The organism is Uliginosibacterium sangjuense (genome assembly GCF_059132465.1).
The window spans coordinates 3,949,285-3,965,782 of record NZ_CP101132.1 but is presented as its reverse complement, the minus strand read 5'-3'; the positions used below and the strand labels follow the sequence as shown (position 1 = coordinate 3,965,782).

Here is a 16,498-nt window from a genome sequence, read left to right as displayed (position 1 = left end):
GCGCCGTCGGATGCTTCCGCTGCTCGATGAGACTCCCCGCAATGGCCAGCACAGCACGCCATTCACTTCAGCAAGGAAGAGCACATGAATCACACTATCCAGCGCACCGAACTCAAGACCTTCTACTACACGCCGGTGCATTGCCCTTTTTGCGGCACGCGCGTCATGGGCGCTGACCCCGATGACGAGACGCGCATCACGGCGTGTGCCCACACTTTGTTCATCGCGCATGACAGCGCCTTCGAATTCCGCACCGAACGCCTGGACCGCAACCTCGACATCGCGGGCCTGAGTGAGCAGGAGGTCGAACAGCGCTGGCTGGGCGCAGGTGGCGTCGATGGGTTTACCGACAAGGTGACGCTGGCGGATGCAATCAAGATTGCCGCCTATGCACCTGCGCCCTCGGCATACGGCTCGTACTACGGCTTCGCCCCTACGCCCGAGGCTTGATGCAGGTGCCGGGTCGCGCGCTGACAGGAGGCTGATGCCGTCCTCGTGACGGCCCGCTGCCAGCACTGCAGCCTGTGCTGCCTTGATCCGCGGGCCATTCATCCCCCGCGCAACTGGCGGGGGTGCTGTGATGAACTACGCCTATTGCATCAGCAGGCGTTCGGCGCTCAGTTCGGCATGGTGATGGGCAGGGTGGTGATGCTGCTCTGCCAGTCGCTCCCGTCATTGCCACGCGCCAGCACGTAGAACACGTACGCGGTGCCGGGGCTGAAGCCGCCGAACAGGAAGAGGGCGGTACCTGTGCTGCTGGCGGCGCAGACGTTGCCGTTCTGCACATCGGCCAGGCTGGGGGCGGGGGCCGTGGCCAGCCGGTAGGTGCAGTTGACCTGCGCATCCTTGCTGACATTCACCGTCAGGGCGACCACGTTGCTGCCCTGCGCCGAAACCTGCGCGTGGGTGACTACGAGCGGAAGCTTGACGGTGACCGTGAGCTGGCCCCAGGCCTTGTTGCCGCTGGCGTCCTGGATTTCGTAGCTGACGCTGGCCGTGCCGGTGAAGCCGGTGGTGGGCGTGAAGTCAATCTTCCCGGCGTTGGCGATGAAGCTGCCATTGCTCGGATTGCTGAGCTGGCCGGTCAGGCTGGGCGTGAGCCCGGAGTCGTCGCTGTCGTTGGCGACGACGTCGATGCCGGTGAGCGCTGCCTGGTAGCTGGTGGCGCTGTCAGGCGTAGCCACCGGGGCGGTGCTGTCCGGTGCGACGGCGGTGATGTTCACCGTCACCGGCGCGCTGCTCAGGCTGCCATCGCTGACGATCAACTGGGCGACATAGGTGCCGGCTAGATCGGCGGTGAAAACGGGTTTGGCAACCTGGGTGCTGGACAGACTGGCGTTGCTGTTCAGCGGCCTGTTGAGCAGGGACCAGGTGTAGCTGAGCGTGTCGCCATTGGCATCAGAGCTGGCGCTGCCGTCCAGGGTGACGCTGCTGCCGACCAGAACGCCCTGGATGCTGCCGGCATTCGCCACCGGGGCCACGTTGGTCTGCGGGCTGACGACGGTGATGGTGACGGTTGCACTGCTGCTCAGGCGGCCGTCGCTGACGATGAGCATGTAGACGTAGCTGCCGGGCAGGTCGGCCACGAAGCTGGGGCGGAGTGCGGTGCTGCTGGACAGGGTGGCGGTGCTGCCAGCCGGCTTGCTGACCGTGGTCCACAGGTACTGCAGGGCGTCGCCGTTGGCGTCGGCGCTGGCGCTGGCGTCGAGCGTGACGGTGCCGCCGTTGACGGCATTCTGGGGCTGGCCGGCATTGGCCACGGGTGCCAGGTTGCTGCTGCTCGGGGTATTGCTGGGGCTGCTGCTGCCATCGCCGCCTCCACCACCGCCTCCGCAGGAGAACAGGGCCAGGCAAAGAATCCACAGAGCCGCACGGCCTTTCCGGAAGGCGTTCATCGCGCTTCTCCTATATGCACAGTTCATAGCGATTCGAGGCTACGCGCTCCGTGTGCATATTGCTGCGCAATGAATCACGGATTGGTGAATTTATTGAATTCGGTGATTTGGCGCGTGTTGCTGCCATCCGTCCGCGCGGCGGTCTTCCATGCCGATTTCGGGCAAGAGACCGTAGCTGAAGGCCGGGCGTCCGGATCAATCGTCCTCGTCCTCGTCATCCCCCTGATTGCGGCGCGGGACTTTCTTGGGATCGCAGATGATGGCGCGGTAGATCTCGATACGGTCGCCGGGCTTGAGCGGGGCGTCGAGCTTGACCACCTTGCCGAAGATGCCGACCTTCTGCTTTTCGAGTTGGATTTCGGGGCAGGTGGTGAGAATGCCGGACTGTTCGAGACCCTGGGCGACGGTGCAGTCGTCCGGCACTTCGAGTTTGAGCCAGTATTTCTTGAAGCTGTTGGCGTAGGCGACGGCGATCTGCATGGCGCGCCCTCCTTCAGTGGGCGTGGGCGCCGCTGGCCGGCGCGGGGGCGGGGACGGCTTCGAACCAGGCCTGGATACGGCGGCGGGCGGCGATCAGCAGGCCGACGGTGAGGAAGCCGCCGGGGGGCAGGATCATGAACAGCGTGCTCGCGGTCTCCGGCAGGATGCGCATTTCCAGGAAGGCGAAGTGCTCGCCCAGCAGCAGGTGGGCGTTGGCGAACAGGGTGCCGGCACCGAGAATCTCGCGGATGCCGCCCATGATGACCAGGGCGACGGTGAAGCCCAGGCCCATGGCAATGCCGTCCAGCGTGGAGGAGAGCACCGGATTGCGCGAGGCGAAGGCTTCGGCGCGGCCGAGCACCGCGCAGTTCACCACGATCAGCGCGATGAAGATGCCCAGCACCTTGTAGAGATCGTGCATCCAGGCGTTGAGGCACATGTCCACCAGGGTGACCAGCCCGGCGATCAGGGCGATGAAGATGGGGATGCGCACGGTCGGGCTGACCCAGTTGCGCAGGCTGGAGATCAGCGCGTTGGACAAGGCCAGCACGACCAGGGTGGCCAGGCCCATGCCCAGGCCATTGGTGGCAGAACTGGTGACCGCCATGGTGGGGCACATGCCCAGCATCTGGCCCAGCACGACATTGTTGTCCCACAGGCCGTCGCGCATGATGGCGCGCGCGTCGGGGCTGGTGACGGTGGGGGTGTCCTTGCTCATTGCGGGGCTCCTTCAGTGCTGCTGTCCAGCAGGGCTTGGCGGTTGTGGGCAAAGAAATCCAGGCCCTGCTTCACCGCGCCGACGACGGCGCGCGGGGTGATGGTGGCGCCGGCGAACTGGTCGAATACGCCACCATCCTTCTTGACGGCCCAGCCCTTGGTGTCGGGTTGCTGGGCAGACTTGCCTCGGAACGAATCGATCCAGGGGCTCTTGGCGGCCTCGATCTTGTCGCCCAGCCCTGGGGTTTCGGCATGCTGGGTGACGCGCACGCCCTGGATCACGCCTTGCGCATCCACCGCCATGATCAGCTTGATGTTGCCGGCATAGCCCTTGCCGACCTGCTCGAACAGCACTGCGCGCACCACCCCGGCCTTGCGGGCGCGATAGACGGTGACGGGCTGGCCCTTGGCATCTGGAATCTGGAGCGTGTCCTTGAGCAGGTTGTTGTCGGCGAAGCCTGGCGGCAGCACTTGTTCCAAGGTCTGGCGGGTATCCGCCTCGATGGCGGCGTTGATGTTCTCGCGGGTGCTCTGATAGGCCAGCGCCAGCGCGGCGGTGATCGTCACGCCCACCACGCCGAGCGAGACGCCCTGGTACCAGATGGCATCGAGCTTGATGACCTGGCTCATTTGAGGGCCTCCTCGACACGTTGGGCGGGCAGCGACTTGCCGCTGAGACTGCGACCGAAGATGCGCGGGCGGGTCCACATGTCCAGCAAGGGGGTGGTGGCATTCATGATCAGTACGGCAAAGCCGACGCCCTCCGGATAGCCGCCCCAGGTGCGGATCAGCCAGCTCAGCACGCCGCAGCCGAGGGCGAACAGCCACTGCCCGGCCGGTGAGCTGGGCGAGGTGACGTAGTCGGTCGCGATGAAGAAGGCGCCCAGCATGACGCCGCCCGACAGCAGGTGAGTGGTGGCGGGCAGAAAACTCTGCGGTGCGGCGTGATGCGCGATCACGGCCGGCACCGCCACGCCCAACAGGAAGCCCAGCGGAATGCGCAGGCCGATGATGCGTTTGGCGACCAGGAACAGGCCGCCAAGCAGGATCAGCAGCGACGAGGTTTCGCCCAGGCTACCGGCGCGCGCGCCGAGCAGGGCATCGTCATTGGCGAAGGGGCTGAGGGCGCTCAGCAATTCGACGCCGCGCCCCACTTCGGTCTTCACATGCCCCAACAGCGAGGCACTGCTCACTGCGTCGGGAATCGTTGCCTGCCCAAGGCTTATGGCCAGGCCCTGGGCGAAGGTCATGCCGTGCTGCAGGTGTTCCGGCGCGACCCATTGCGTCATCTGCACCGGGAAGGAGACCAGCAGGATCGTGCGCCCGACCATTGCCGGGTTGAACAGGTTACAGCCCAGCCCGCCGAACACCTGCTTGGCCAGCACGATGGCGAGCATGCTGCCGGCGATGCCCAGCCAGACCGGCAGGAAGGGTGGCAGCGACATGGCGAGCAGGGTGGCGGTGAGCAAGGCGGAGCCATCCCACAGCACCGGCAGCACGCGCTTGCCGGCCCAGTGCAGGCACAGCGCTTCGCAGACCAGGCAGGTGAGGGCGCAACTGGCCCACAGCAGGAAGGCCGGCCAGCCGAACTGCCAGAAGCCGGCCAGCACGGCCGGGGCCAGGGCCAGCAGCACGAGGCCCATGATCTGGCTGGTGCTGCGGTTCGTAACCGCATGCGGCGACGCGTGAATCATGCCGTTCATGCTTCTGCCTCCTGCTTGCCAGCTTCGGCACTCGTCGCCTTGGCTGCCGCCTCCGTCGCCTGGGCGCGTTCGCGCTCGGCCTTGCGGCGGGCGTGCATCTCGGCCTTCTCGCGCGCCTCGCGTTCGTGGCGCGCGGCCTTGGCCTCGGTCAGTTCCTTGATGTTGTCGAGGCGCTTCTTCTCGCGTTCGCGCAAGCTCAGCTCGCCCTTGGCATGCTGGAAGTACTGCACCAGCGGAATGCGCGAGGGGCAGATGAAGCCGCAGGCGCCGCAGGTCAGGCAGTCGCCCAGCCCGATCGCTTCCGCCTCGCCCAGTGCATTGGCATGGATGCGCGCAGCCATCTCCAGCGGCATCAGGCCGACCGGGCACACGCTCACGCAACTGCCGCAGCGGATGCAGGCGCTTTCCTCGCGTTCACCGACCTCGGCGGCCGACAGCGCCAGCACGCCGCTGGTGCCCTTGACCACCGGGGTCTCCAGGTCCTGCACGCCGATCCCCATCATCGGGCCGCCAGCGACGACACGCGCCGGCGGCTGCTTGAGCCCGCTGCAGCGTTCGAACAGGTAGGACATCGGCGTACCGAGTCGTACCCGCAGGTTGCGCGGCTTGGCGACGGCGCCGCCGGCCACGGTGACGACGCGCTCGGTCAGCGGCTCGCCGTAACGCAGCGCGCGATAGACCGCGTAGGCCGTGCCCACGTTGTGCACCACCACGCCCACGTCGGCCGCGCGGCCGTCGGCGGGCGCCTCGATGCCGGTGAGCATCTTGATCAGTTGCCGATCCGCTCCCATCGGGTAACGGCTCGGAATCTTGATGACGTGCACCTCGGGGAAGGACTTGGCCGCGAGCTTCATCGCCAGGATGGCCTCGGGCTTGTTGTCCTCGATGCCCACCAGCACGCGCGTCGCGCCGGTGGCCTTGAGGATCAGGCGCGCGCCCTGCACGATGTCCGGCGCGCACTCCTGCATCAGGCGGTCGTCGCAGGAGAGGTAGGGCTCGCACTCGCTGCCGTTGAGGATCAGCGTCGTCACCTTGTTGCGATGGCCCAGCGCAAGCTTCACGGCAGAGGGGAAACTCGCCCCGCCCATGCCCACGATGCCGGCGTCTTCCACCCGCTCGGCGATGACGCGGGCATCCAGGTTGATGGGGTACAGCTCGGGCTTCAGTGTCACCCACTCGTCCAGGCCATCGGGCTGAAGGTGGATCGCCATGTCGCCCAGGCCGGAGGGGTGCGGGATCACCGCTTCGCCGATGGCGACGATGGTGCCCGAGGTCGGCGCATGCAGCGGGGCCGAGATCTTGCCGCCGGTCTCGGCGATCAACTGGCCGCGCAGCACGCGCTCGCCGACCTCCACGATCACCTTGGCCGGTGCGCCGACGTGCTGCGCTAGCGGCAGGCGTAGCAGCGGTGGCAGGCCGGCGTCCTCGATGTCGAGGCTGGCGGCAGGGTACTTGTGGCTGTCGGGGTGCACGCCCCAGCGTTGGAGCAGGCGGCGCAGGGGCGGGATGACGATGGTGGGCATGACGGCTTCCTCAGGACATGCGGCCGGGTTGCGGCATCACCCAGTTATGGATGTTCTGCGCGACCGGCAGCATCTGGATCGCCTCGGTCGGGCATTTCTCGGCGCACTGGTTGCAGCCGGTGCAGGCCTCGTCCATGACCGCGTGCAGTTGCTTGGTGGAGCCGATGATCGCGTCGGAGGGGCACAGCTTCATGCACTTGGTGCAGCCAATGCACAGGTGCTCCTGGATGCGCGCGATGATCGGCACGCTCTCCTCGCCGGCTTCGAGCGTGATTCCCAGGTGATCGGCGATGGCCTGGGCGACCACCTTGCCACCGGGCGGGCAGCAGGTGGGCGAGGCCTCGCCGGCGACGATGGCCTCGGCGGCACCGTTGCAGCCGGGGAAACCACATTGGCCGCAATTGGCCGCGGGCAGCATGGCTTCCACCTCGGCCACCAGGCTGTTGCCCTCGACGTGGAACTTGCGCGAGGCGAAGCCCAGCGCGATGCCCAGGCCGGAACTGATGGCGGCAAGACTGATGACGGCGGTGAGCATGGGGTTCTCTCCTTGAATCTGAATCAATGCGCGCCCGCCGGCACGAGACCGGCGAAGCCCATGAAGGCCAGCGCCAGCAGGCTGGCGGTGATGTAGGCGATCGGCGTGCCGCTGAAGGTGGCCGGCACGCGGGACAGGGTCAGGCGCTCGCGCATGCCGGCGAACAAGACCATCACCATCACGAAGCCCAGGCCCGAGGCGAAGCCGCTCAGCACGCTCATGACCAGGCCTGCATTGCCCTGGGCATTGAGCAGGGGGATGCCCAGCACCGCGCAGTTGGTGGTGATCAGCGGCAGGTAGATGCCCAGCACGCGGTGCAGGTCCGGCGCCGTCTTCTTGATGACCATCTCGACAAACTGCACCACGGCGGCGATCACCACGATGTAGGTGAGGATGCGCAGATAGGCGAGGTCGAAGGCGAGCAGCAGCCAGTGTTCGATGGCCCACGCCGCAGCCGATGACAGAGTCATGACGAAAGTGGTGGCCAGCCCCATGCCCACCGCGCTGTCGACCTTGGTCGACACGCCCATGAAGGGACACAGGCCCAGGAACTTCACCAGCACCACGTTATTGACGAGCACGATGGCGATGATGGTCAGCAAGATCTCACGCATGGCTACCTCCGTTTGAGGGGCAAAATGCATGTCGCGTGCCAGACCTGTTTTTGCTTTTTTATTCAATCGGATAGCGCCAATTCTGCAGGGCCGTGCGAGGGCCGTTTGTCGCGCTTGTCGGAGCTGTTCTGGCGTTGTTTCGGCGCGGATGGCGCGGTGCGACATGTACACGCGCGCGGGCGATGAGCCGTCAGGAAATCTGCCGGGGTGGACATGGGGCTGGTGTGTGCTGCCCCGCGTCAGCAAGCCGACAAATGCGACAGGGGCTGTCGCAAGCCCTGCGTCAAACCCTGACACGTGGGTGCTATCTGCCTGATTTAAAAATGATTTGCGAGCTGGAACGCAAGTTGCTGTAGCTCTCCTGCCCCCAATTGCTTCGCCTGCAGGAGAGACAGCATGACCCCGCGCCCCATCTACCTGGATTACTCCGCCACCACCCCGGTGGACCCGCGTGTCGTGGCGAAGATGATGCCCTGGCTCTACGACAACTTCGGCAATCCGGCCAGCCGCTCGCATGCTTACGGCTGGGCCGCGGAAGAGGTGGTGGAGATCGCGCGTGAGCAAGTGGCTGCGCTGATCGGCGCCGACCCGCGCGAGATCGTGTGGACCTCGGGTGCGACCGAATCGAACAATCTCGCCATCAAGGGGGTGGCCAAGTTCCACGCCGCGCGTGGCAAGCACATCGTCACCGTCAAGACCGAACACAAGGCGGTGCTCGACACCTGCCGCGAGCTGGAGCGCGAGGGTTTCGAGGTCACCTACCTCGACGTGCAGGACAACGGCTTGCTCGACTTCGACGCCTTCGCCGCCGCCTTGCGCCCCGACACCATCCTCGCCTCGGTCATGTTCGTGAACAACGAGATCGGCGTGATCCAGGACGTCGCCAAGCTCGGCGCGCTGTGCCGCGACAAGGGCGTGATCTTCCATGTCGATGCGGCGCAGGCTACCGGCAAGGTCGACATCGACCTCGACAACCTGCCGATCGACCTGATGTCGCTGTCCGCCCACAAGACCTACGGGCCCAAGGGCGTTGGCGCGCTGTACGTGTGCCGCAAGCCGCGCGTGCGCATCGAGGCGCAGATCCACGGCGGTGGCCACGAGCGTGGCATGCGCTCCGGCACGCTGCCGACGCACCAGATCGTCGGCATGGGTGAGGCCTACTGGCTGGCCCGCGAGAGCATGGGCACCGAAAACGAGCGCATCCGCTGGCTGCGTGACCGGCTGGCCGCCGGCCTGCTGGCGCTGGACCAGGTGTTCATCAACGGCGACATGGAACAACGTGTGCCGCACAACCTGAACGTGAGCTTCAACTTCGTCGAAGGCGAGTCGCTGCTCATGGGCATCAAGGACATCGCGGTGTCCTCGGGTTCGGCCTGTACCTCGGCCAGCCTGGAACCCTCCTACGTATTGCGCGCACTGGGCCGTCCCGACGAACTGGCGCACAGCTCGATCCGCTTCTCGATCGGCCGCTTCACCACGCAGGACGAGGTGGACGCGGTGATCGCCAAGGTCGGTGCCGCCGTCGGCAAGCTGCGCGAGCTGTCGCCGCTGTGGGACATGCATTGCGCCGGCATCGACCTCTCCACCATCCAATGGGCCGCCCACTGAAGGCAGCCCCCGCCCCCTGACAGAACCCGGAGAACCACCATGGCATACAGCGACAAGGTCCTCGACCACTACGACAACCCGCGCAACGTCGGCTCGATGTCGACCACCGACGAAGATGTCGGCACCGGCATGGTCGGCGCACCGGCCTGCGGCGACGTGATGAAACTGCAGATCAAGGTCGGCGCGGATGGCGTGATCGAGGACGCCAAGTTCAAGACCTACGGCTGCGGTTCGGCCATCGCGTCGAGCTCGCTGGTGACCGAGTGGGTCAAGGGCAAGACCCTGGACGAGGCGCTCGCCATAAAGAACACCGAGATCGCCGAAGAACTGGCGCTGCCGCCGGTCAAGATCCACTGCTCCATCCTGGCCGAGGACGCCATCAAGGCCGCGGTGGCGGACTACCGCGCCAAGCAGACGGGCGATGTCGCCTGCCCCGAAGTCATCGTCGACAAGGCCGCCTGAGCCTGCGCTGAAAGGACATCATCATGAACGCACCTGTTGAAATCCCGTCGCCCGTCAACTTCACCGACTCCGCCGCCTCCAAGGTGGCCGAGTTGATCGCCGACGAAGGCAACCCCGCGCTGAAGCTGCGCGTCTATGTCAGCGGCGGCGGCTGCTCCGGCTTCCAGTACGGCTTCGCCTTCGAGGCTGAAGACAAGGAAGACGACATGACCATCGAGAAGGGCGGCGTGAAGATGGTCGTCGACGCGATGAGCCTGCAGTACCTGATGGGCGCCGAGATCGACTTCGAGGACGGCCTGGAAGGCTCGCGCTTCGTGATCCGCAATCCGAACGCGACCTCGACCTGCGGTTGCGGCAGCTCCTTCTCCGTGTGAGGTAGAGATCATGATCACCGTCAGCGAACGCGCCGCACGCCATGTGCAAAAGAGCCTCATCAAGCGCGGCGGGGGCGTCGGCCTGCGCCTTGCGGTCAAGACCAGCGGCTGCTCCGGTCTGGCCTATGCGCTGGAGTTCGTCGATGCGCCCAACGCCGAGGACCAGTTGTTCGAGAGCCATGGCGTGACCATCGTCATCGACCCGAAGAGCCACGTGATCCTCGACGGCACGGAGCTGGACTTCGTGCGCGAAGGCCTCAACGAAGGCTTCAAGTTCAACAACCCGAATGCCAAGGCTGCTTGCGGCTGCGGGGAGAGCTTCGCGGTGTGACGTCGTTCCCGCGCAGGCGGGCATGACGAAGCGGTGTAGGTGTAGGGTGGGTTCGGCGCGCAGCGACAACCCACCGTCCTTCGTGCCGTAACAGGTGGTGGGTTGCCCTCCGGGCGAACCCACCCTACGGAGGCATGACAAGCTAGTTCAGGAGTTGAGCATGGCCCTCTTGCAGATCGCCGAACCGGGACTGAGCGCCGCGCCGCACCAGCATCGCCTCGCTGTCGGCATCGACCTGGGTACCACCAATTCCCTGGTGGCCACGGTGGCGAGCGGGATGACGAAGGTGCTGCCGGACGAGCAGGGCAATCTGCTGCTGCCCTCGGTGGTGCGCTACCACGAGGAGGCGGTGATCGTCGGTCATGCGGCGCAGGCCGAACAGATCGCCGACCCGCGCAATACCATCGTGTCGGTCAAGCGCTTCATGGGGCGCCGCCTGGCCGACATCGCCGAGCCCGGCGCCACGCCCTACGAGCTGCTCGACACGCCGGGCATGGTCAGCCTCAACACGCGGGCCGGTGCCAAGTCGCCGGTCGAGGTCTCGGCCGAGATACTGAGGAGCCTGCGCGAGCGCGCCGAAGCCTCCCTGGGCGGCGAGCTGGTCGGCGCGGTGATCACCGTGCCTGCCTACTTCGACGACGCACAGCGCCAGGCCACCAAGGACGCCGCACGCCTGGCCGGCCTCAACGTACTGCGCCTGCTCAACGAACCCACTGCCGCGGCCATCGCTTACGGCCTGGACAACGCTTCCGAAGGCACCTTCGCCATCTACGACCTGGGCGGGGGCACCTTCGACATCTCCATCCTGCGTCTCTCACGCGGTGTGTTCGAAGTCCTCGCGACTTCGGGCGACGCCGCGCTGGGTGGCGACGATTTCGACCACCGCATCGCCGACTGGCTGCGGCAGAACCTTGCGCTCGCAGCGCCCTCCCCCAACGACACGCGCATGATGCTGGCGCAGGCACGAGCCGCCAAGGAGGCGCTGTCGAGCGCACCTGCGACCGTGCTTGCCGGGCAGACTGCCGATGGGCGCGCTTTCAGCTTCGAATTGAGCCGCGAGGCTTTCGAAGCAATGACCAAAGACCTCGTGTCACGCAGCCTGGCGCCGGTGCGCAAGGCTTTGCGCGATGCCGGCATCTCGCCGCAAGAGGTCGCGGGCGTGGTCATGGTCGGGGGCTCTACGCGCATGCCCCAGGTGCGTGAAGCCGTCGGCAAGCTGTTCGGCCGCGAACCGCTGACCAACCTGAACCCGGACGAAGTGGTGGCCCTCGGCGCCGCCATGCAGGCCAACATCCTGGCCGGCAATCGCGGCACCGGCGAGGGTGACGACTGGCTGCTGCTCGACGTGTGCCCGCTGTCGCTGGGCCTGGAAACCATGGGCGGCCTGGTGGAGAAGGTGATCCCGCGCAACTCCACGATTCCCACGGCGCGCGCGCAGGAGTTCACCACCTTCAAGGATGGCCAGACCGCGATGGCGATCCATGTGCTGCAGGGTGAGCGCGAGCTGGTCAGCGACTGTCGCTCGCTGGCGCGTTTCGAGCTGCGCGGCATTCCGCCGATGGTGGCCGGCGCGGCGCGCATCCGCGTGACATTCCAGATCGACGCCGATGGTCTGCTGTCGGTAGCCGCGCGCGAGATGACCTCGGGCGTCGAGGCACAGATCCAGGTCAAGCCCTCCTATGGGCTGGACGACGAGCAGGTCGCCAACATGCTGCTCGATGCCTATGGCAAGGCCGACTCCGACATGGCCGCACGCATGCTGCGCGAGGCCCAGGTCGATGCGCGCCGCCTGCTCGACGCGACCGAGGTGGCCTTGCAGGAAGACGGCCACGAGCTGTTGAGCCATGACGAGTACACCCTTGTGCAGCAGGCCATGTATGCCTTGTCCGAAGAGCTGGAGAGCGGCAGCGACCCGGCCCGCCTGAAGGCGGTGACCGATGCGCTCAACAAGGCCACCACCACCTTTGCCGAGCGGCGCATGGATGCGAGCATCCGGCGCGCCCTGTCGGGCCAGAAGCTGACGGAGCTGTCGGCATGAGCACCATTCTCGTCGCCCCTCATCCCGACCTGTGCCCGACCGGCGCCCGCATCGAGGCCAGCGCTGGCACGACCCTGTGCGACGCGCTGCTGTCGGCGGGCATCGAGATCGAGCATGCCTGCGAGAAGGTCGCCGCCTGCTCGACCTGCCACGTCTATGTACGCAAAGGCGGTGCCTCGCTGAGTGCGGCCGAGGACGAGGAGGAAGATCAGCTCGACAACGCCTGGGGCCTGGATGCGACTTCACGCCTGGCCTGCTGCGCGCGCCTGGGCGAGGCCGATGTGAGCATCGAGCTGCCCCTGCACACCCGCAACCACGCGCGCGAGTAGCCGATACGTTTTTTCGCCCGCGCGGTTTTCCTCACATCACCCGCCCTCAGCGGGTCCGCATCATGAAGACATCCCTCGACTGGTCTGCCTACGACAGCTACGGCGCGGGCGACGCCTATGCCCAGATCCCGGCATCCGGCGGCGGTTTCGGCAAGGCGGCTGCGGTATGCATCGGCAATCGCCAATGCCAGCGCGATGAGAAAGGGGTGATGTGCCCCAGCTACCGCGTCACCCGCGACGAGAGGCACTCCACGCGCCACCGCGCCGCCACGCTGCGTGCCGCACTCGATGGCGAATATGGCGCGCAGCCCTTCGTCGGGCCCGAGCTGACCGAGGCCATGGCGCTGTGCGTGGCCTGCAAGGGCTGCAAGCGCGAGTGCCCCAATGGCACTGACATGTCCGCCTTGCGCAGCGAGACCCTGGCGCAGCGCTGGCTGGCGCTGGGCCGTATCCCGTGGCGCGAGCGCCTGCTGGCCAGCGTGCCGGAATGGATCGGCCGTCTGCGTGCGGCGCGCGGGCTGCTACGCCTGCGCAATGGGCAGCCCTGGCTGGCACGGTTGATGCAGCGGGTGACTGGCATCGCGGCGCGGCGCTCGCTGCCGGTGGTGGCCGCGCGTAGCTTCCTCGCCGACCGGCCGGCGGTGCTGGGGGCGGAGCAGGGGCGCGAGGTGGCCCTCTTCGTCGACACCTTCAACAACCAGATCGATACCGCCAACGCGGAGGCCGCCCTGAAGCTCCTGCTCGCTGGCGGCTACCGTGTGCATCTGCTGGGGGCGGCCTCTGCACAGCCCCTGTGCTGTGGCCGGAGCTGGTATTCCGCCGGCATGATCGAGCGGGCGCGCGCGGAGGCGGCGCGCCTGCTTGCCGCCGCCGCGCCGCTGGCCCGGCGCGGCATGCCCATCATCGGCCTGGAACCCTCCTGCCTGCTGATGCTGCGCGACGAGTACCACGCGCTGGGCCTGGGCGAAGAAGTGGCTGTCGTCGCCAAGTCGGCCTTGCTACTGGAGGAGTTCCTCGCGCGTGAGCACGACGCCAAGCGCCTGAACCTGGCATTTCGCGATGTGGGTGGCCAGTCGGTGTGGGTACATGGCCATTGCCACCAGAAGGCCTTCGGTGCGATGAAGTCGGTGCGCAAGGTCCTGGGCCTGGTGCCGGGCCTGCAGGTTGAGTTCATCGAATCGAGCTGCTGCGGCATGGCCGGCGGTTTCGGCTACGCCGCCGAGCACTACGACATCTCGCTGCGAATGGGCGAGCTGGCCTTGTTCCCGGCGCTGCGCGCGGTGCCGGCGGAAAGCCAGGTCGTCGCCAATGGCAGCAGTTGCCGTCACCAGATTCGCGATGGCGTGGCGCGCGACAGTCGTCACCTTGCCTGTCTGCTGGCCGACTGCCTGGTGGGGAGCTGAATTCAGGAATGGCCGCAGCCGCCGGGAAGGTTCAGTGTCAAGCTCAGGCGGCTGCGTTGCCGCTCGGTCAGGCGTCGCATCACGATCATCCCTGCCATGAAGCCTGCTGCTGCCCCAATCAGGGCGGCAGCATCACCCTGCGTGGCGCCGACGAGCAGACCCGTGAGCAGGCCGGCCAAGGGCGGAAGATAGGCGATGGCGGCGGCACGCAGCGCGACGCCTTCCTGGGCGGCCAGTTCAGCGCTGTGCATGCCGCGCAGGCGTGCGGCGAGCTCGGGTGGTACCGCCACTTCCTGCGTACTGCCGGTGCCGCAGCTTGCCTGGCTGCGACAGCCGCCGCAGGCCGCCGTATCGGTGGAGATCAGCACGCTGCGCTCGCGTACCGCGATGATGCGGACCTGTTGTGTGTTCATTGGCGTGCCTCCTGCGTCTGTCTTCCATCCATTGCAAGGGGCGTGCCAGGTGCGATCTGTCACGTTGGTGGCGGCAGGCGGGTGCGCTGTGGCTTGTGCGCGGTGAACTCTGTCGTGAATTGTCGGATTCATGACGTCGCCGCGCGGTCATGCCGGTCTGCGCCGGCAACGTGCAAGAGCGGGGTCGATCTGCCCCGAAGGCGTGCCTTCCGGGGCTGCCAGCGGACCCCCTGGCCGGGCGGAGAGACGCACCAGCATTGGGTTTTGGAGGAGCATGCCGGTCACGCGGTGAATGGTATGCGGTTTGCTTCAGGTCACCCCGTAGGCTGTGTTACTTCGCCATCCCGGTCCCCCCGCCGGCTGCATGGCAGGCCTGACGGTGAGTGGGATTTGCGGAGGGTTCCGTCATGGCCCCGGCAGGAATCGATTTGAACGCACGTGCGAATGTCGAGCTGGTCACCGTTTACGAGATCAGCAAAATCCTGAGTGCCTCCCTCGACCTGGGCAAGACCCTGAGAGAGTCGCTCAATGTCCTCCAACACCACCTGGACTTCCGCCGCGCGATGATCGCGCTGGTGGATGCCGAGGGCGACGGCCTGGAGCTGGCAGCCTCGGTCGGGCTGACGCGCGACGAGCACCAGCGCGCGCGCTACCAGGCCGGCGAGGGCATCATCGGGCGCATCTACTCGGGCGGCTCACCGGTGGTCGTGCCCGACATCTCGGCCGAGCCGCTGTATCTGAACCGCGCCGACTCGCGTTCGCAGCAGGAGGCCGAGACCATCGCCTTCGTCGGCGTGCCGCTCAAGAGCGGCAGCGACACCCTGGGCGTGCTGGCCATCGACCGCCCCGCGCGTGCCGGCGGCTTCGCCCATGATGTGCGCTTGCTGACCATGGTGGCCAACCTGGTGTCGCAGACCGTGGTGCTGCGCAGCCTGGTCACCGAGGAGCGCGAGCGTCTGATGACGCAGACCAAGCGCATCCGCCGGGAGCCCACGCGCAGCCGTTTCAAGCTCGACAAGGTGGTCGGCACCTCGCGCCGCATGCAGGAAGTGTTCGCCGAGGTGCACCAGGTCGCGCCGGCGCGCTCCACCGTGCTGTTGCGCGGCGAGAGCGGCACCGGCAAGGAAGTGATTGCGCGCGCCATCCATGAGCTGTCGCCACGCAAGGGCAAGCCCTTCGTCAAGGTCAACTGTGCCGCGCTGTCCGAATCCCTGCTGGAGTCGGAGCTGTTCGGCCACGAGAAGGGCGCCTTCACCGGCGCGGCCGGCGAGCGCAAGGGACGCTTCGAACTGGCCGACGGCGGCACCCTGTTCCTCGACGAGATCGGCGACGTGTCGGCGGCCTTCCAGACCAAGCTGCTGCGCGTGCTGCAGGAGCGCGAGTTTGAGCGGGTCGGGGGCACGCGCTCCATCAAGGTCGACGTGCGCCTGGTGTGCGCGACCAACCGCAACCTGGAGAAGATGGTCGCGGCCGGAACCTTCCGCGCCGATCTCTACTTCCGCATCAATGTCGTGAGCATCTTCCTGCCCGCGCTGCGCGAGCGGCGCGACGACATCCCGGCACTGGCGGCCCACTTCCTGAGTCGCTTCAACAGCGAGAACGACCGCCGCATCGAGCTGACCGAGCAGGCGCAGGACGTGATGCAGCATTGCTACTGGCCGGGCAATGTGCGCGAGCTGGAGAACTGCATCGAGCGCGTGGCGACCATGGCGCACAGTGACCACATCGAGGCGGCCGACTTCCCCTGTGCGCACAACCGTTGCCTGACCCAGGTGCTGCACTTCGTGGAGAAGGACGATGCGGTGGCGCCGGTCGCCGTGCCGGTGGCGCCGCCGGCGACGGTGAGCCCAGCGTCGCGTGAGCCGGCGTCCGAGCCAGCCAGCAGCGATGTGGCGGTGGCCGCGCCGCCACGGGTGAGCAGCGAGAAGCCGAGCGGCGAACGCGAGCGCCTGATCTGGGCCATGGAGCAATGCGGCTGGGTGCAGGCCAAGGCGGCACGCCTGCTCAACATCACGGCGCGCCAGATGGGCTACGCGCTGCAGAAGTACAACATCGAAGTGCGGCGGTTCTGAG

At 66.8% G+C, this 16,498-nt stretch carries 18 protein-coding genes; 9 read left to right on the top strand and 9 right to left on the bottom strand.

The genetic code is table 11. From position 1 onward, the window contains the following. Positions 1-84 precede the first annotated feature (84 nt). On the top strand, positions 85-450 hold the full coding sequence (locus NMB43_RS18370) for a hypothetical protein (RefSeq protein WP_494349617.1): 366 nt from the start codon (positions 85-87) through the stop codon (positions 448-450). A gap of 167 nt (positions 451-617) precedes the next feature. Here the strand turns inward: NMB43_RS18370 and NMB43_RS18365 are convergent, their stop codons facing one another. From NMB43_RS18365 to rsxA, 8 genes are all read right to left on the bottom strand, one after another. After that, on the bottom strand, positions 618-1,895 hold the full coding sequence (locus NMB43_RS18365) for an Ig-like domain-containing protein (RefSeq protein ID WP_494349616.1): 1,278 nt from the start codon (positions 1,893-1,895) through the stop codon (positions 618-620). Positions 1,896-2,090: 195 nt separating this feature from the next. Further along, positions 2,091-2,375 (bottom strand): RnfH family protein, encoded by a 285-nt coding sequence (locus tag NMB43_RS18360; protein ID WP_494349615.1) that lies wholly within the window; start codon positions 2,373-2,375, stop codon positions 2,091-2,093. Positions 2,376-2,388: 13 nt separating this feature from the next. Continuing rightward, complete coding sequence (locus NMB43_RS18355) at positions 2,389-3,093, bottom strand: electron transport complex subunit E (protein WP_494349614.1); 705 nt, start codon at positions 3,091-3,093, stop codon at positions 2,389-2,391. After that, positions 3,090-3,722, bottom strand: coding sequence for an electron transport complex subunit RsxG (rsxG, locus tag NMB43_RS18350; protein ID WP_494349613.1), 633 nt, complete (start codon positions 3,720-3,722; stop codon positions 3,090-3,092). Before rsxG ends, NMB43_RS18355 begins: the two co-directional genes overlap by 4 nt. Continuing rightward, positions 3,719-4,795 carry an RnfABCDGE type electron transport complex subunit D gene (locus NMB43_RS18345; RefSeq protein WP_494349612.1) on the bottom strand — a complete coding sequence of 359 codons (1,077 nt, stop codon included), beginning with the start codon at positions 4,793-4,795 and terminating at the stop codon, positions 3,719-3,721. The genes rsxG and NMB43_RS18345 overlap by 4 nt, the downstream gene beginning before the upstream one ends. After that, positions 4,792-6,318 (bottom strand): electron transport complex subunit RsxC, encoded by a 1,527-nt coding sequence (rsxC, locus tag NMB43_RS18340; RefSeq protein ID WP_494349611.1) that lies wholly within the window; start codon positions 6,316-6,318, stop codon positions 4,792-4,794. Before rsxC ends, NMB43_RS18345 begins: the two co-directional genes overlap by 4 nt. 10 nt (positions 6,319-6,328) lie before the next feature. Continuing rightward, complete coding sequence (locus tag NMB43_RS18335) at positions 6,329-6,853, bottom strand: RnfABCDGE type electron transport complex subunit B (RefSeq protein ID WP_494349610.1); 525 nt, start codon at positions 6,851-6,853, stop codon at positions 6,329-6,331. A gap of 23 nt (positions 6,854-6,876) precedes the next feature. Further along, positions 6,877-7,467, bottom strand: a complete 591-nt coding sequence (rsxA, locus tag NMB43_RS18330) for an electron transport complex subunit RsxA (protein WP_494349609.1) — start codon at positions 7,465-7,467, stop codon at positions 6,877-6,879. 396 nt (positions 7,468-7,863) lie between these two features. On the opposite strand from rsxA, the gene NMB43_RS18325 reads away from it, so the two are divergent. The 7 genes from NMB43_RS18325 to NMB43_RS18295 all read left to right on the top strand — a co-directional run bounded on the left by NMB43_RS18325 (position 7,864) and on the right by NMB43_RS18295 (position 14,012). Then, positions 7,864-9,075: an IscS subfamily cysteine desulfurase gene (locus NMB43_RS18325; protein ID WP_494349608.1), complete on the top strand. Its 1,212-nt coding sequence runs from the start codon at positions 7,864-7,866 to the stop codon at positions 9,073-9,075. Positions 9,076-9,114: 39 nt separating this feature from the next. Further along, entirely contained in the window at positions 9,115-9,537 is a 423-nt protein-coding gene (gene iscU / locus NMB43_RS18320; RefSeq protein WP_494349607.1) for a Fe-S cluster assembly scaffold IscU, read from the top strand. Between the two features lie 23 nt (positions 9,538-9,560). Beyond that, on the top strand, positions 9,561-9,911 hold the full coding sequence (gene erpA, locus NMB43_RS18315) for an iron-sulfur cluster insertion protein ErpA (protein ID WP_494349606.1): 351 nt from the start codon (positions 9,561-9,563) through the stop codon (positions 9,909-9,911). Between the two features lie 7 nt (positions 9,912-9,918). After that, the gene (iscA, locus tag NMB43_RS18310; protein WP_494352168.1) at positions 9,919-10,242 is read left to right on the top strand and encodes an iron-sulfur cluster assembly protein IscA; all 324 of its coding nucleotides are present in this window, start codon (positions 9,919-9,921) and stop codon (positions 10,240-10,242) included. 160 nt (positions 10,243-10,402) lie between these two features. Beyond that, the gene (gene hscA, locus NMB43_RS18305; protein WP_494349605.1) at positions 10,403-12,280 is read left to right on the top strand and encodes a Fe-S protein assembly chaperone HscA; all 1,878 of its coding nucleotides are present in this window, start codon (positions 10,403-10,405) and stop codon (positions 12,278-12,280) included. Beyond that, a complete protein-coding gene (fdx, locus tag NMB43_RS18300; RefSeq protein WP_494349604.1) occupies positions 12,277-12,609 on the top strand; it encodes an ISC system 2Fe-2S type ferredoxin in 333 nt (110 codons plus the stop codon). Before hscA ends, fdx begins: the two co-directional genes overlap by 4 nt. 62 nt (positions 12,610-12,671) lie before the next feature. After that, positions 12,672-14,012, top strand: coding sequence for a (Fe-S)-binding protein (locus NMB43_RS18295; protein ID WP_494349603.1), 1,341 nt, complete (start codon positions 12,672-12,674; stop codon positions 14,010-14,012). A 2-nt stretch (positions 14,013-14,014) separates the two neighbouring features. Here NMB43_RS18295 and NMB43_RS18290 read toward each other — a convergent pair whose 3' ends face one another. Then, positions 14,015-14,425: a SoxR reducing system RseC family protein gene (locus tag NMB43_RS18290; RefSeq protein WP_494349602.1), complete on the bottom strand. Its 411-nt coding sequence runs from the start codon at positions 14,423-14,425 to the stop codon at positions 14,015-14,017. Between the two features lie 428 nt (positions 14,426-14,853). Here NMB43_RS18290 and nifA point away from each other — a divergent pair, with 428 nt between their 5' ends. Next, positions 14,854-16,497, top strand: a complete 1,644-nt coding sequence (gene nifA, locus NMB43_RS18285; RefSeq protein ID WP_494349601.1) for a nif-specific transcriptional activator NifA — start codon at positions 14,854-14,856, stop codon at positions 16,495-16,497. Position 16,498: the final 1 nt, after the last annotated feature.

Coding starts and splice junctions, on each gene's coding strand:
- iscU (WP_494349607.1), top strand. CDS start 9,115: ATGGCATACAGCGACAAGGTCCTCGACCACTACGACAACCCGCGCAAC.
- NMB43_RS18355 (WP_494349614.1), bottom strand. CDS start 3,093: ATGAGCAAGGACACCCCCACCGTCACCAGCCCCGACGCGCGCGCCATC.
- rsxC (WP_494349611.1), bottom strand. CDS start 6,318: ATGCCCACCATCGTCATCCCGCCCCTGCGCCGCCTGCTCCAACGCTGG.
- rsxG (WP_494349613.1), bottom strand. CDS start 3,722: ATGAGCCAGGTCATCAAGCTCGATGCCATCTGGTACCAGGGCGTCTCG.
- NMB43_RS18365 (WP_494349616.1), bottom strand. CDS start 1,895: ATGAACGCCTTCCGGAAAGGCCGTGCGGCTCTGTGGATTCTTTGCCTG.
- fdx (WP_494349604.1), top strand. CDS start 12,277: ATGAGCACCATTCTCGTCGCCCCTCATCCCGACCTGTGCCCGACCGGC.
- NMB43_RS18290 (WP_494349602.1), bottom strand. CDS start 14,425: ATGAACACACAACAGGTCCGCATCATCGCGGTACGCGAGCGCAGCGTG.
- NMB43_RS18370 (WP_494349617.1), top strand. CDS start 85: ATGAATCACACTATCCAGCGCACCGAACTCAAGACCTTCTACTACACG.
- erpA (WP_494349606.1), top strand. CDS start 9,561: ATGAACGCACCTGTTGAAATCCCGTCGCCCGTCAACTTCACCGACTCC.
- NMB43_RS18295 (WP_494349603.1), top strand. CDS start 12,672: ATGAAGACATCCCTCGACTGGTCTGCCTACGACAGCTACGGCGCGGGC.
- NMB43_RS18345 (WP_494349612.1), bottom strand. CDS start 4,795: ATGAACGGCATGATTCACGCGTCGCCGCATGCGGTTACGAACCGCAGC.
- NMB43_RS18360 (WP_494349615.1), bottom strand. CDS start 2,375: ATGCAGATCGCCGTCGCCTACGCCAACAGCTTCAAGAAATACTGGCTC.
- hscA (WP_494349605.1), top strand. CDS start 10,403: ATGGCCCTCTTGCAGATCGCCGAACCGGGACTGAGCGCCGCGCCGCAC.
- NMB43_RS18335 (WP_494349610.1), bottom strand. CDS start 6,853: ATGCTCACCGCCGTCATCAGTCTTGCCGCCATCAGTTCCGGCCTGGGC.
- NMB43_RS18325 (WP_494349608.1), top strand. CDS start 7,864: ATGACCCCGCGCCCCATCTACCTGGATTACTCCGCCACCACCCCGGTG.
- rsxA (WP_494349609.1), bottom strand. CDS start 7,467: ATGCGTGAGATCTTGCTGACCATCATCGCCATCGTGCTCGTCAATAAC.